12 protein-coding genes are annotated in these 14,419 nt (G+C 59.0%); 5 read left to right on the top strand and 7 right to left on the bottom strand.

Annotation, left to right across the window (positions count from 1 at the left end):
* Positions 1–162 precede the first annotated feature (162 nt).
* Positions 163–1,104: a LysR family transcriptional regulator gene (locus tag ABD827_RS13910; RefSeq protein WP_344965290.1), complete on the top strand. Its 942-nt coding sequence runs from the start codon at positions 163–165 to the stop codon at positions 1,102–1,104.
* A 36-nt stretch (positions 1,105–1,140) separates the two neighbouring features.
* On the opposite strand, the gene ABD827_RS13905 is transcribed toward ABD827_RS13910, so the two are convergent.
* The 3 genes from ABD827_RS13905 to fdhD all read right to left on the bottom strand — a co-directional run bounded on the left by ABD827_RS13905 (position 1,141) and on the right by fdhD (position 5,371).
* Complete coding sequence (locus ABD827_RS13905; protein ID WP_298716852.1) at positions 1,141–1,626, bottom strand: Lrp/AsnC family transcriptional regulator; 486 nt, start codon at positions 1,624–1,626, stop codon at positions 1,141–1,143.
* Positions 1,627–2,274: 648 nt separating this feature from the next.
* Positions 2,275–4,575, bottom strand: coding sequence for an FdhF/YdeP family oxidoreductase (locus ABD827_RS13900; RefSeq protein ID WP_344965289.1), 2,301 nt, complete (start codon positions 4,573–4,575; stop codon positions 2,275–2,277).
* Complete coding sequence (gene fdhD, locus ABD827_RS13895) at positions 4,568–5,371, bottom strand: formate dehydrogenase accessory sulfurtransferase FdhD (RefSeq protein ID WP_344965424.1); 804 nt, start codon at positions 5,369–5,371, stop codon at positions 4,568–4,570. The genes ABD827_RS13900 and fdhD overlap by 8 nt, the downstream gene beginning before the upstream one ends.
* 147 nt (positions 5,372–5,518) lie before the next feature.
* On the opposite strand from fdhD, the gene ABD827_RS13890 reads away from it, so the two are divergent.
* Positions 5,519–6,409: a LysR family transcriptional regulator gene (locus tag ABD827_RS13890; protein ID WP_344965288.1), complete on the top strand. Its 891-nt coding sequence runs from the start codon at positions 5,519–5,521 to the stop codon at positions 6,407–6,409.
* A 125-nt stretch (positions 6,410–6,534) separates the two neighbouring features.
* Entirely contained in the window at positions 6,535–9,048 is a 2,514-nt protein-coding gene (locus tag ABD827_RS13885; protein WP_344965287.1) for a sensor domain-containing protein, read from the top strand.
* A gap of 87 nt (positions 9,049–9,135) precedes the next feature.
* Here the strand turns inward: ABD827_RS13885 and pckA are convergent, their stop codons facing one another.
* The 3 genes from pckA to hslR all read right to left on the bottom strand — a co-directional run bounded on the left by pckA (position 9,136) and on the right by hslR (position 12,275).
* Positions 9,136–10,749 (bottom strand): phosphoenolpyruvate carboxykinase (ATP), encoded by a 1,614-nt coding sequence (pckA, locus tag ABD827_RS13880; protein ID WP_344965286.1) that lies wholly within the window; start codon positions 10,747–10,749, stop codon positions 9,136–9,138.
* A 170-nt stretch (positions 10,750–10,919) separates the two neighbouring features.
* The gene (hslO, locus tag ABD827_RS13875) at positions 10,920–11,780 is read right to left on the bottom strand and encodes an Hsp33 family molecular chaperone HslO (protein WP_344965285.1); all 861 of its coding nucleotides are present in this window, start codon (positions 11,778–11,780) and stop codon (positions 10,920–10,922) included.
* A 102-nt stretch (positions 11,781–11,882) separates the two neighbouring features.
* A complete protein-coding gene (hslR, locus tag ABD827_RS13870) occupies positions 11,883–12,275 on the bottom strand; it encodes a ribosome-associated heat shock protein Hsp15 (RefSeq protein WP_344965284.1) in 393 nt (130 codons plus the stop codon).
* A 162-nt stretch (positions 12,276–12,437) separates the two neighbouring features.
* Here hslR and nudE point away from each other — a divergent pair, with 162 nt between their 5' ends.
* Positions 12,438–12,995: an ADP compounds hydrolase NudE gene (gene nudE / locus ABD827_RS13865; RefSeq protein WP_298716830.1), complete on the top strand. Its 558-nt coding sequence runs from the start codon at positions 12,438–12,440 to the stop codon at positions 12,993–12,995.
* 2 nt (positions 12,996–12,997) lie between these two features.
* Positions 12,998–13,816 carry a 3'(2'),5'-bisphosphate nucleotidase CysQ gene (gene cysQ, locus ABD827_RS13860; protein ID WP_344965283.1) on the top strand — a complete coding sequence of 273 codons (819 nt, stop codon included), beginning with the start codon at positions 12,998–13,000 and terminating at the stop codon, positions 13,814–13,816.
* Positions 13,817–14,001: 185 nt separating this feature from the next.
* On the opposite strand, the gene metJ is transcribed toward cysQ, so the two are convergent.
* Positions 14,002–14,334: a met regulon transcriptional regulator MetJ gene (gene metJ / locus ABD827_RS13855; RefSeq protein ID WP_298716824.1), complete on the bottom strand. Its 333-nt coding sequence runs from the start codon at positions 14,332–14,334 to the stop codon at positions 14,002–14,004.
* Positions 14,335–14,419 lie beyond the last annotated feature (85 nt).

The raw sequence follows: 14,419 nt of genomic DNA, 5'->3' as shown, positions 1-14,419 counted from the left end.
ATTCTTGTCCTTGTGCGGTTCACCTGCAGAAATCGGTGCTTGCCACCTTGTCTACCTGTTGTTCATTTTGCATTCACAAGATGATAACAACAAATCGTTTTAAGTGGCCTTTGTATAACATAATGTTATCTTGTTGGCAGGGCAGTATTCAGGGAACAGACCATGGCCAAGTTAAGTTATCGACAGGTAGAAGCCTTTCGGGCGGTAATGATCGCCGGCACCACCACGGGAGCGGCGGAGCTGCTCTATATTTCGCAGCCGGCGGTGAGCCGGCTGCTCAACGACTTCGAGGCGGCGGTAAAGATCAAGCTATTCGAGCGTCATCACAAACGGCTGGCGCCGACGCCCGAAGCCTTGTTGCTGTTCGAAGAGGTGGAACGCTCTTTCATCGGTATCGACCGGCTGGCGAACATGGCGGAAGAGCTGCGCGACTTTCAGCGTGGCAGCCTCAAGGTGGCGGCCATGCCGGCCATTGCGCTGGGTTTTCTGCCCCGGGTGATGCAGCAGTTCAGCCAGCGTCACCAGGGGGTGAATCTGACGCTGCAGGTGCGCAGCTCCCAGCAGGTGGCCGACTGGATTGCGACCCAGCATTTCGATGTCGGTATCGGCGCCATCAATGTGGCCGATCCGGCGCTGGCGGTGGAGGTATTGGGGGAGGCGGCCCTGGTCTGTGCCTTGCCGGCGAGTCACCCGCTGGCAGAAAAGCAGGTCATAGTGCCGGAAGATTTGCGGGATCAGCCGTTTATTTCACTGGGGCCGGAGCAGAGCGTGCGTTACAAGGTGGACGAAGCGTTTGAACAGGCCAGGGTCAGCCGACAGCTGGTGTTCGATACCCAGCTGTCGCACGTGGCCTGCTCCTTTGTTGATGCCGGCTCGGGAGTGGCGCTGGTCGACCCGATTACCGCCCTGCATTTTTCGTCTGCCAACCTTGTGTTTCGCCCCTTCGAGCCCTGGGTGTCGTTTTCCTATCATCTGTTGTATCCGGCCCACCGGGCGCGCTCCCGGGCGACCGAGGAATTCAGCCAGCTGCTGAAGCAGGAACTGGCGTTGCTGGTGAAACGTGCCGATGGCCTGCTGCGGCTGAAGAATGTATCGGCGAGCTGACTATCCGGCTTGGGGCAGATTTCAGACCGCTCTTATTTACCCCAGATGCTCCAGCGGCAGGGCGGTTTCGTGCTTGATACGGCGCAGCACGAAGCTGGATCGTACCCCGGTCACGCCATCCAGCCGGGTCAGCTTGCCCAGCAGAAACTGCTGGTAGTGTTCCATGTCGCGCACTATCACCTTGAGTTGATAATCGGCCTCGGTGCCGGTGATCAGATCGCATTCCAGCACCTCGGAAAAGCCGTTGATGGCCGCATCGAAGCTTTCGAACCGCTCGGGCGTGTGCCGGTCCAGCGAGATATGAATGTAGGCCAGCAGACTCAGGCCCAGCTTGTTGGCGTTAAGCAGGGTGACGTGATCGGCGATAAGGCCGGCTTCTTCCAGCGCCTTGACCCGGCGGGAGCAGGGCGAGGGCGACAGCCCGATCCGTTCGGCCAGCTCCAGGTTGCTGATGCGGCCGTGGCGCTGCATCAGTTCCAGAATCCGTCTGTCGGTACGATCCAGTTGTAGTGGGTTGCTCAAAATATTCACCTGATGAAATAACTGCTCTCCATATAGAGTACACGGGGTGAGTTATTGCTTAAAGAATTGAATTTGACCTTTCATTCGCAACCACTCGCCCCGGATTAGGCGATAAGATGGGTTCACCTTCTGGAAACAGACAGACCGATACCCTCGACCCCTGTCGCAAACCGGGATACCACACCGGTAAGCACCACAAAGGCCACACTCGACGCGAGTGAAAGGCCGGGAGCCAGGGCCAAAAGCCCAAGCAGGACACAGAAAGCCAGCCGCCAGGGCTGGCTTTGGTGTTTCTGGGGGGCGGGAGCAGCTCATACCTATTCCAATAAGTATGTAGCCGGTGCATCAGAGGCAACACAGCCAGCTCCCACGACACGCCATAAACCCATCCGTGGGGGCTCGGAAATGCCATCCATGGCATTTCACGGTCGTGGAAGCCTGTCTCTGTTGCCTCTTTTTGAATGCCGAGTTGCCGGTAGGTGGCGCCAACTAGTGACACCGAGGTAGCAGGAGTACAAAGGGATCTGCTTCGCCGACCCTCCGCGCCAGGGAGGGCGCGGCGGAGCCCCCAGGGATGGGTTTACGGCGAGTCGGTGAAGCGGGCCCTTTGGCCGATGAGTCAAAGGTTGAAAGCACCGGGATGGTAGTTCAAATAATCCGCGGTGCGTCCTGCTTGCGGATCAGTATCGGAATCGACTTGGAGGTGGGCGTGTGGCTGCCGTCGCCCACGCTGTGTAGCGGCACCAGCGGGTTGGTTTCCGGATAATAGGCCGCCACGTCGCCGGGCGGAATATCGTAGGCCACCACCTTGAAGCCACCGACCTTGCGCTCGACATCGTCCAGCCACACGCCGATCAGCTCGACCCAGTCGCCTTCCTGCAGGCCGCGGCGCTTGATCTCGTCCGGGTGCATGAAAATCACCATGCGCTGGCCGTACACGCCGCGGTAGCGGTCGTCCATGCCGTAGATGGTGGTGTTGTACTGATCGTGCGAACGCAGGGTCTGCAGGGTTGAGAGCATGCCCTGGGCCTTGGCGGTCACGGCCTCCGGGATCAGGCTGGCAGGCAGCGGATCGGAACCGAAGTTGGCCTTGCCGTTGCCGGTTTGCCACTGATAACGGGCGGCGCTGTTACCCAGATAGAAGCCACCGGGTTGCTGCAGCCGTTCATTGAACTGCTCGAAGCCGGGCAGGGTGGCGGCGATATGATCCCGGATAAGATCGTAATTGTTGGCCAACGCCTGCCAGTCGACCGATTTATTGCCCAGCACCGCCTGGGCCATGCCGGCGATGATGGCGGTTTCCGAGCGCTGGTGCGGACTCTTGGGTTTGGCCACGCCCTGAGAGGCATGGACCATGCTGAAGGAGTCTTCCACCGTAATGAACTGGGGGCCACTGGCCTGCACATCTTCTTCGGTGCGGCCCAGGCAGGGCAAAATCAGCGCCTCTTTACCGGCCATGACATGGCTGCGGTTGAGCTTGGTGCTGATCTGTACCGTCAGATCACAATTGGCCAGCGCCCGGGCGGTGGCGGGCGTGTCGGGGGCGGCGGCGGCGATGTTGCCGCCCAGCGCAATAAATACCTTGGCTTCGCCATCCAGCATGGCCTGAATGGCCGCTACCGCATTATGACCCGGCCGGCGAGGCATGGGCTGTTTGAAGTGTTGTTGCAGTCGGTCGAGAAAGGCGGCGTCGGGCTGTTCATTTATCCCCACGGTGCGGTTGCCCTGCACGTTGCTGTGGCCTCGCACCGGGCATAAACCGGCACCGGGTCGGCCCAGCTGGCCGCGCAGCAGCTGCAGATTGGTGATCTCCCGAATGGTGGCCACCGAATGCTTGTGCTGGGTAATGCCCATGGCCCAGGTGCAGATCACCCGTTCGGCGCTGGCGTAAACTTCGGCCGCCTGGCGCAGTTCGGCCCGGCTCAGGCCCGATTGTACCTCTATCTGTTGCCAGGAGGTGGCCGCGACCGTTGCCATGTAGTCTTCCAGCCCGTGGGTGTGTTGCGCGATAAAGTCCCGGTCGAGCAGCCCCGGCTTGCCTCGCTTCAGCGCCTCGGCGTCCCATTCCAGTACCAGCTTGGCCATGCCGCGCACCGCCGCCATGTCGCCGCCCAGTCGCGGGCAGAAATAGTGGCTGGAGATACGCGAGTCTTTCGGGGTCAGCATTTCCAGCGGGCTTTGCGGATCGGCAAAGCGTTCCAGCCCGCGTTCCTTGAGGTTGTTGAAGCTGACGATGGCGGTGCCGTTGTGGGCGGCATTGCGCAGGCTGTGCAGCATGCGCGGATGATTGGTGCCCGGGTTCTGGCCGAACACCAGAATGGCATCGGCCCGTTCAAAATCACTCAGAGTCACTGTGCCCTTGCCCACCCCGATAGCCTGGGTCAGGGCGACGCCGCTGGCCTCGTGGCAGAGGTTGGAGCAGTCGGGAAAATTGTTGGTACCAAAGGAACGACCGAACAACTGATACAGATAGGCGGCCTCGTTGCTTGCCCGCCCCGAGGTGTACAGCTCCAGCTGATCCGGGTGATCCAGCCCGTTGAGGTGGCGGGCGATCAGCGCGAAGGCATTCTCCCAGGAGATGGGCTCATAGTGACCACGTTCCCGGTTCAGGTACATCGGCTGTTCGAGTCGGCCCTGATATTCCAGGAAATAGTCGCTCTGGCGCTGCAGCTTGCCGACGCTGTGGGCGCGAAAGAAGGCGGGTGTCACCTGTTTGGTGGTGGCTTCCCAGCTGATGGCCTTGGCGCCGTTTTCGCAGAAGGAGAAATGCTTGCCCTGCTCGTCGCCCCAGGCACAGCCGGGACAGTCGAAGCCTTTGACCTGATTGGCCCTGAGCAGATTGCGGATGTTGGCTGCCGGTTGCTGGCTGCCGAACACGAAACGGGTGGTGGCAGACAGGGCGCCCCAGCCGCCGGCCGGGCCCTGATAGGGTTTGATTTTTCTAGTCATGATGAGGCTCGGTTTCTGAAGTGGAATAAACTCGCGGGCCCTGTTGGCGCGACAGATGCAGCAGGTTGAGGCCGGCTCGCCGGGCCTGGCGCACCGCCAGTTCGGTGGGGGCGGCCAGGGTGACCAGGGTAGACAGCCCGGCGCGGGCCATTTTCTGCACCAGCTCTATGCTGCAGCGGCTGGTCATCAGCACCATGCCGGCGGCGAGCGGTGGTTTCTGATGCAACAGGGTGCCAATGAGTTTGTCGAGGGCGTTGTGCCGGCCCACGTCTTCGCAACCATGCAGAATCTGGCCGTCCAGGCTGGCAAAAAAAGCCCCATGCAGGGCACCACATTCCTGACCCAGTGGCTGCCAGTCCGGCAACTGCCGGCCGAGTTGCAAGAGGGCGGATTCCGGCGGCAGCGGTGCGGCAGGCAGACGGGGCAGCTCGGGCAGCGCCTGAGTCAGCGATTCGATGCCGCACAGGCCACAGCCGGTACGGCCGGCCAGGCTGCGGCGGTGCTCTTTCCAGCGGTAATGGGCGCCATTACCCAGGGTGACGCGGGCTTCCAGCGCCTGATCTTGCCGGTGGAATTCCAGATCGTGGATTTCTCGTGGATGTTTGATGATGCCTTCGCTGACCAGAAAACCGGTGATGAATTCATCCAGTTGGCAGGGGGTGACCATCATCACCGCGTGGCTGATGCCGTTGAGCAAGATAGCCAAGGGCACCTCGCTGGCCAGGGCATGGGCATCCCCGCCGGTGGTGGCCACATACTGATAACCTGGCAGGGCATCGGGCTGGCAAAAGGACATGGTCACAGAACTCGTTAAAGGCAGTTAACGCCAGTGTAGTGAGCGGTCGGGGCGTGATCTAATCGAAAGATTCGATATTGTGAGAGAGTTAATCTATCAATCATCGCTTCATTCATACTTTTTAATAATAAAACAGACAGGTTAATCATGGACATCAAGCAGCTTTACTACCTCTGCGCCCTGGAGCGGGAACGGCACTTCGGCCGGGCGGCCCGGGCCTGCTGCATTACCCAGCCGACGCTGTCGATGCGCATCAAGCAGCTGGAAAGCGAGCTGGGGATGCCACTGGTGCGCCGGGGCAAGCAGTTCGAGGGTTTTACGCCCGAAGGTGAGCGGGTACTGGAGCGGGCCCGCACCCTGCTGAGCCACTATGACAACCTCAAACTGGAGGTGGAGGCGATGAAGGGGCGCCTCACCGGCACGGTGCGACTGGGGCTGGTGCCACTGAGTTGCATGGATCTGAGTCCGGTGCTGGCGCGGTTGCGGCAGCGTTACCCCGGGCTGGGGTTCGAGATTGACGACATGACCGCCGATGCCATAGTGCAGGGGCTGGAAAAGAACCGTCTGGATATTGGCGGTGGTTTTTTTGAACCCGAGGTACTGGCGCAACTGAACAGCCTGGCATTGCCGGAGCAGGGGGTGGTGCTGGCGTGCGGACCTGAATGGCGAGAGCGGCTACCGACGGCGCCCACACCGCAGGAGTTGGCGGCATTGCCGCTGTGCCTGCCCAAGGCGGGCATGTATTTTCGCGGCTATCTGGAGACGGTATTTGCCCGGCAAGGCGTCAGGCTGCAGCCGATGCTGGAGTCCGACTCGGTGTACCGGCTGATGCGGGCGGTGCATGCCGGCCTGGGCTGTGCCTTGATTCCGGCCGGTAGCGTGCTTTTTTCCGAATTGCCGGGGGTAGAGTGTCGGCCGCTGGCGTTACCCGCCATGGCCCGCATCGGAGCCCTGGTGATGCGCAACGACGATCAGGCCAGTCCGCTGGCCCGGGGTTTTTTCGAGGTGGCAAAGGAGTTGTGGCATCCCCTTGTGTAGGCCGCGGCATGAGTGGCGATGTTCTATGATTAGTAGTCTCATCATCGCCGATAGACGGATATTCACCGGGAACGGTTAATTGAAAGGGTTTGATGGTCTGTTGGCTCGATAAAGCGGTAATCAATATGAGCATGGATATGCGAAGCTATGGCAATCAGGATGATGGAGTGACCGAGGGGGCCACGACCGAAAAGCGCGACGAGTGGTCGGAGTTGTGTGCCCTGGCAGCCAGGTGTGCCGATGCCGAACGCGCCTGGTTTGTATTCTTCAATGCCGATGGCTGCTCGCCCTCACCCGCTGTGGATAACCAGTGGCCGCCATTACCGCAGTGGGCGGCGGCGGATTATCTGGCTATCCGGCAGCAAGCGCGGTTTTATTGCCCCGTGTCACCGGCGGCCGACCCGGGCGCGGAGCGCTACATGGCGGTGCCCGCGTCGCGCGGGTCATTCGAGGGATTGCTGCTACTCGAATACCGGACAAGAGCCCCTCGGCTTGCGCCAACCCAACGTCAGACCCTCGATATACTGACAACCCACGGCGCCATGTTATGGCGCGAGCAGGAACAACATACACATCAGAGAAAACGGGAAGGCTCGTCCCGGCGTTTTCTGAGCCGGCTAAAAGGCATGTTTGATCATGTTCCCATCCCCATTAACGGGTTCGATTCGGCAGGGCGCTGCATTCTATGGAATCATGAGTGCGAGCGGATATTTGGCTGGAGTTTTGACGAGCTGAAACAACACGCGGCGCCACTGAATCTTTTTTATCCCGATCCCGAACAGCGACGTCAGGTGATCGCCACTTTTACCTCTCTCAACAGCTCGGTATTCCGTGAATGGCGGCCCTTGAACCGAAAGGGAGACGTGCTGACCATGCTGTGGGCCAATATCATGCTGCCCAATGGCCACATGCTCTGCGTGGGGCAGGACATCAGCACACAGAAAGACATCGAAGCCCAGCAGCGGCTGGCAACCAGTGTGTTCGAGTCGAGCTATGAAGGCATCATGGTGACCGATGCCGACAACCGTATTACCCATGTCAATCCGGCCTTTACCCGCATTACCGGATATTTGCCCGAGGATGTGATCGGTGGCTCGCCGGAGTTATTGCAAGCCCAGGATCATGACGACGATTTTTATGCCGAACTGTGCCGCCATCTCGACGCCCGCGAACACTGGCAGGGTGAACTGTGGAGCCGGCGCAAGAATGGTGAGTCCTATCCACTGCTGCTGGCGGTGTCGGTGGTCTGCGACGATGCGGATCGGGTGTTGCACCATGTGATTATTTTTTCCGATATTACCCATCTGAAGCAGCATGAAGCCGAGCTCAAGCACCAGGCCTGTCACGATGCTCTGACCAGGATCCCCAACCGGCTGCTATTTGGTGAATTGCTGGAACGCTCTATTGCCGGCGCCAGGCGTAACGAGGGCAGGCTCGCGGTGTGCTACCTGGATCTGGATGGTTTCAAGCAGGTCAATGACAGTCTGGGACACGCGGCCGGTGATCGGTTGCTCATCGAAATCAGCCGGCGGCTGGGTCAGATCACCCGTAGCTGTGATGCCCTGGCCCGACTGGGAGGGGACGAGTTTGCCCTGTTGTTTACCGGACTGCACAACGATCTGGAATGTGATGAAATTCTCGATCGGGTACTGGCGGTGATCCATGAGCCGATGGAGCTGGATGGTCAGCAGGTTCGGGTGTCGGCCAGCATCGGTGTGGCGCTGTCCCCGCAGGATGCGGATGATGCGGAGCTTCTGCTGCGCTATGCGGATCAGGCCATGTATCAGGCTAAAAAGCAGGGCAAGAACACCTATGTGTTCTTTGATGCCGAACTGCATCAGCAGGAATATCACCGGCAGCAGCAGTTTGCCCTGTTGTCGGCCGCCTTCAAGCGGAACGAGTTTCTGCTTTATTACCAACCACGGGTCGACCTGCTCAGCAAGCGCATGATTGGTGTAGAGGCGTTGCTACGCTGGCGTCACCCGCAACGTGGCATAGTGGCGCCCGCCGACTTTCTGCCATTGATTATCGGCAGCGAGCTGGAATTCGAGGTGGGGCTGTGGGTGATTGAGCGGGTATTGGCACAAATGACGGCCTGGGTGGCGCAGGGGCTGGAGTTCAGAGTCAGTTTCAATGTGAGTACCGGCCAGTTGATGCATGCGGACTTTATCGATGCACTGGGCCGCCTGTTGGCCCGCTATCCACAGGTGTCGCCCTCGTTGCTGGATCTGGAGTTTCAGGAGGCGGCGGTACTGGCCGACATCGATGGTTTGATTCCGGTATTGCAACGCTGTCGCTTGCTGGGGTTGGGTATTTTGTTTGATAACTTTGGCACCGGTTATGCCTCTCTTTCTCACCTCAATCGGTTGCCGGTGGACACCCTGAAAATCGATCGCAGCTTTGTCGGTGACCTGCTGTCGCAAGGGCATGATGTCGGCATGGTGGAAAGCGTGATTCAGCTGGCGGCGGTGCTGAGAATGAGCGTGATTGCGGACGGTATGGAAGTATCGGCTCAGGGTGAGCGCTTGCAACAGTTGGGGTGTCAGTATGTGCAGGGTTATGGCATCTCTCTGCCGATGCCGGCCGAGCAGATCGAAGACTGGCTGCAGACCTGGAACGACCAGCCGTCGTCCCATTGAAACCGCATTGAATGGCAAAAGCACGTAAAAAAAAAGACCCCGGCCTTGGCCGGGGTCTTTGCTATTGCCCGTTGTTGCTAACTGTAATTACAGCTGCGGGCCGGCGGCGACCAGGGCCTTGCCCTCGGGGGTATCGGTGAACTTGTCGAAGTTGTCGACGAAGCGTTTGGCCAGATCCTGTGCCTTGACGTCCCACTCGGCCGGGTCGGCGTAGGTGTTACGCGGATCCAGAATGGAGCCGTCTTCCACGCCCTGCAGGCTGGTGGGAATGGCCATGTTGAAGTAGGGCATTTCAACAAACTCGGCATCTTCAATGGAGCCGTCGAGGATGGCATTGATGATGGCACGGGTCGCCTTGATGGAAATCCGCTTGCCGGTGCCGTTCCAGCCGGTGTTGACCAGGTAGGCTTCGGCGCCGGCTGCATCCATGCGCTTGGCCAGTACTTCGGCGTACTGGGTCGGGTGCAGGCTCAGGAAAGCGGCACCAAAACAGCTGGAGAAGGTCGGAGTCGGCTCGGTAATGCCGCGCTCGGTACCGGCCAGCTTGGCGGTAAAGCCGGACAGGAAGTGGTACTCGGCCTGTTCGCGGGTCAGCTTGCTCACCGGCGGCAGCACACCGAAGGCATCGGCGGTCAGGAAGATCACTTTCTTGGCGTGACCGGCTTTTGATACCGGCTTGACGATGTTGTCGATGTGATAGATGGGGTAGGAGACCCGGGTGTTCTCGGTTTTGGAGCCATCATCGAAGTCGATGGTGCCGTCTTCTTTCACGGTGACGTTTTCCAGCAGCGCATCGCGGCGGATGGCGGCGTAGATTTCCGGCTCGTTTTCCTGGCTCAGTTTGATGGTCTTGGCGTAGCAGCCGCCTTCGAAGTTGAACACGCCATCGTCGTCCCAGCCGTGCTCGTCGTCGCCGATCAGCTCACGTTGGGGATCGGTGGACAGGGTGGTCTTGCCGGTACCGGAAAGGCCGAAGAAAATGGCCACGTCGCCGTCTTTGCCCACGTTGGCGGAGCAGTGCATGGAGGCAATGCCCTTCAGCGGCAGCAGGTAGTTCATCATGGAGAACATGCCTTTCTTCATTTCGCCGCCGTACCAGGTACCGCCGATCAGTTGTACCCGCTCGGTCAGGTTGAAGGCGACGAAGTTCTCGCTGTTCAGACCCTGCTCTTTCCAGTTGGGGTTGGTGCACTTGGCGCCGTTCATCACCACGAAGTCGGGCACAAAGCCTTCCAGTTCGGCTTCGCTCGGGCGAATGAACATGTTTTTCACGAAGTGCGCCTGCCAGGCAACCTCGGTCACGAAGCGCACGGCCAGGCGGGTATCCGGGTTGGCACCGCAGTAGGTGTCGACCACGAACAGGCGCTTGCCGGACAGCTGCTTGGTGACCAGGGTTTTCAGCTCGGTCCAGGTTTCCTGGCTCATCGGCTTGTTGTCGTTCTTGCCCTGATCGGCCCACCACACGGTGTCGCGGGTGACGTCGTCACGCACTATGTATTTATCTTTCGGAGAGCGGCCGGTAAAGATACCGGTGTCGACGGCAACGGCGCCCAGGCTGGTTTCCACGCCCTTTTCGTAGCCTTCCAGATCCGCACGGGTTTCTTCTGCGAACAATTGTTCGTAAGAGGGGTTATGAAGGATCTCGGTAACATCGTTGATACCGTATTGAGAGAGGCCTAATTGCTGCGCCTGCGACGTCATTGTTATCTCCTGGTACGAAGGGGTTGAGTAAGCATGGTTATTGGAATAATTAATCGCGGCAGACTAGCAGGAATTGCGCGGTATTTAGGGGATCAGTGTCAAAATTTAGAGTTTTGAGCGGAAAATTAACTAAAAAGGGGCACAATGCCCCATTTTTTTTGTATTAAATGTTAATGCAGTGTCGGGGCATCATTAAAGAGGTTTTGCAGATCCGCTTCATTGAAGTGATAGTGCCGGCCACAATAGTCACAGTGCATTTCGATTTTACCTTCTTCCTTCACAATGTCGCCGGCCTCTTGCTGACCGACCTGCAACAGCGCCTGTTCGCATTTTTCCCGCGAGCAGGTGCATTGAAAGGTGACCGGCTGCGGATCGAACACCCGCACCGCTTCCTGATGATAGAGGCGATACAGAATCTCGTGCGCGTCCAGATTCAACAGCTCGTCGGCCTTGATGGTGTGGGTCAGGGCCTCGAGGTGGGTAAAGTCACCGTCCTCGCCGCCGGGCAGTTCCTGCAGCAACATACCGGCACAGCGCGGCTGCTCGTGCTGCACGTCGGTAAACAGCCAGATGCGGGTGTTCAGTTGCTCGGACTGGGCAAAGTAGTTTTCCAGGCTGGCACTCAGCGAATGTTCGCCGAGATCGACAATACCCTGATAACGCTCGCCGTCATTGGGGGTAATAGTAATGGCCAGATAGCCCTTGCCGACGAGTTCGGCCAGTTTGTCGCTGTCGGGCACCTCGCCTTCCCAGCGGGCCACACCGCGTAGCTGCTGCTGGTGGTCGCCGTTAATCACGGCCAGAGAAACGGGGCCGTCGCCCTGCAGCTGTACCGTGATGTGGCCTTCAAACTTGAGGGTGGCGGTCAGCAGGCTGGTGGCGGTCAGCAGCTCGCCCAGCAGCCGTTGTACCGGTGCCGGATAGGCCTGGGATGCCAGCACCTGATGAAAGCTCTGCTGCAGCTGTACCAGCTCGCCCCGAACCTGGTAGTTGTCGAACAGATAACGATGAAGTTGGTCGATGTGAGTCATAAAAAATCCTGTATGGGCTGAATGCCGTTATCGTCTGTATATGCGATATATAGTGTAAGTGGTTTGAGCTGCGGGGTGGGAAGCCGTTGTCCCGCGGTCGCCTCAGTTACCCTGCTTGATTTTAAGCAGGGTACGCCGTTCCTTTTTATCCGGCCGACGTTCGGGGCTGGGCGCAAACTGGCTGTTGAACTTGCGGGCCTCGGCGTTTTGCTCGCGCTTCTTGATGCTGTCTTCGGTTTCCTGAAACAAACGCTGGGCCTGCTCGGCCTTGCCCCTGTGTTCCGACAATTCCAGCACCACGACTTCCTTTTCATCGTTACCCTGGCGCAGGCGGATCAGGGCACCGACCTCTACCTGCTTGCTGGGTTTGCTGCGTTGTCCGTTGTAGTGCACCTTGCCGCCGTCAATCATGGTGCGGGCCAGGCTGCGAGTCTTGTAGAAGCGGGCGGCCCACAGCCATTTGTCCAGGCGGATGGATGAATTTTCTCCGTTCATTGCGCTCGCTCTCGTTAAAACCGAGCCTGAATTATACCAGATGCCCCGGCCCGGAGCGTATATCGGCGCCGGCAAAAGCCGGCTTGTTGTCACTTGTGGGCAGACGTTTACCGAGAGTTACGATAATCTCTGCACAGGGTGAGCGAAAAGGCGGAAACGGCCATGGCGGACAAGAAACAAAAACCTGAGATATTACATACAGAATTGGTGGCACAGAGTCGTCTTTTCAAGGTGGAGTCGGTTCATCTCAAGTTCAGCAACGGTGTGGAGCGGGTGTACGAGCGTATGCGCAACAGCGGCCGTGGCGCCGTGATGCTGGTGCCGCTGCTGGATGAAAAGACCATCTTGCTGATCCGTGAATACTCCGCCGGAACCCACAGCTATGAGCTGGGCTTTCCCAAGGGGCTGATCGATCCGGGCGAAAATGCCATGGAAGCGGGTAATCGGGAGCTGATGGAAGAAATCGGCTATGGGGCACGGGAGCTGACGCCGCTGAAACAGGTGACGCTGGCCCCCGGTTATTTTGGTAGTCGTATGGATATCTTGTTGGCGCGAGATCTGTATCCTGAACAGCGTGAAGGGGATGAACCCGAGCCGCTTGATGTGGTGCCCTGGCCTCTGGACAAGCTGGACCAGCTGATGGCCCGGCCCGACTTCAGTGAAGCACGCAGCATCTGTGGCCTGTTTATGCTGCAGGACTGGCTCAATAGAAAGGAGTAAGCATGGATATCTATGCCTTGTTGCCGGGCGTGAAGGCGGCCGCCCGTGAATCCGGCAACCTGATACTGTCGATGTATAACAGTGGCCAGTATCAGGCCGAGAACAAAGATGACGACAGCCCGGTCACCAGCGCCGATCTGGCCGCCCACGTTTATCTTAAACAGGCGCTGCGCGAGCTGGCCGATATTCCGGTGCTGTCGGAAGAAGGCACCGAGGTATCGCTGGCCGAACGCAGCAGCTGGCCCCGATACTGGCTGGTGGACCCATTGGACGGTACCCAGGAATTCATCGCCGGCAGCGGTGACTTTTCCACCATGATCGCCTTGATAGAACACGGCAAGCCGGTGCTGGGCGTGGTGTACGGGCCGGTGAACGATCTGATGTATTACGCGGTACGCGGCCACGGCGCCTTCAAGGAGGCGGACGGCGAGACTCGGCGCATCGAGGCGCGGCATCATGATACGGCCGACAAGCTGACCGGGCTGCGCATCACCATCAGCCGTCGGCAAAACGTGGACTGGGTTCGCGCGCGCCTGACGCCCACACTGGACTATCAGCTGGTGCCGCTGGGCTCCAGCTCGCTCAAATCCTGCCTGGTGGCAGAAGGCGCGGCCGACCTGTATATGCGCATCGGCCCCACTGGCGAATGGGACACGGGGGCTACCCAGTGCATAGTTGAAGAGGCGGGGGGGCGCTTGCTGGATCTGAACCTGAAGCCGCTCAGCTACAACCGGCGCGACAGCATGGTCAATCCCAATTTCATTACCCTGGGCGATGCAGGGCTGCCCTGGTCGCAGATTCTGGTCGGTGTCGAGTCTTGAAAGGCAGTGGCAACCGAAGACGCGGGGCGATGCGGCTTGCCTGCTGCCCTTTAGCAGCATTTATTGAAAGGCGCTAAAGGGCAGCCGGGGATAGCGGCGACAAGCAACGAAAGCATGCAAAGGCGGCAGCGGATGGGCCCGGTTTCGCTTGCCGCCTTGCAACCCACACCGCGATGGCCAGCGCCTTATTCTTCGTCGCTGATGGCGTAATCTTCTATTTCGATACCCAGCTCGGCCATGATGGCCCGGGCGTGTGCGGGTATCTGGTCGGGTACGTCTTTGCGCAGATCTTCATCCTGGGGCAGCGGCTGGCCGGTATAGGCGTGCAGAAAGGCCTCGCACAGCAGTTCGCTGTTGGTGGCATGACGCAGGTTGTTGACCTGGCGACGGGTGCGCTCGTCGGTCAGTATCTTCAACACCTTGAGCGGTATGGACACGGTGATCTTTTTGACCTGTTCATTTTTCTTGCCGTGTTCGGCGTAAGGGCTAATATAATCGCCGTTCCATTCAGTTTTCATTGTTCACCCGCATCAAGGTTAAAAATCCGAGCCGAATTGTAACCCTTACATTTTTTATTGGCAATCCAACAGCAAAGACTTTCAG

It is taken from the genome of Oceanisphaera sediminis (assembly GCF_039539745.1).
Classification (GTDB): domain Bacteria; phylum Pseudomonadota; class Gammaproteobacteria; order Enterobacterales; family Aeromonadaceae; genus Oceanimonas; species Oceanimonas sediminis.
The sequence above is the reverse complement of the archived record's forward strand: the minus strand, read 5'-3'. Positions and strand labels throughout refer to the sequence as shown.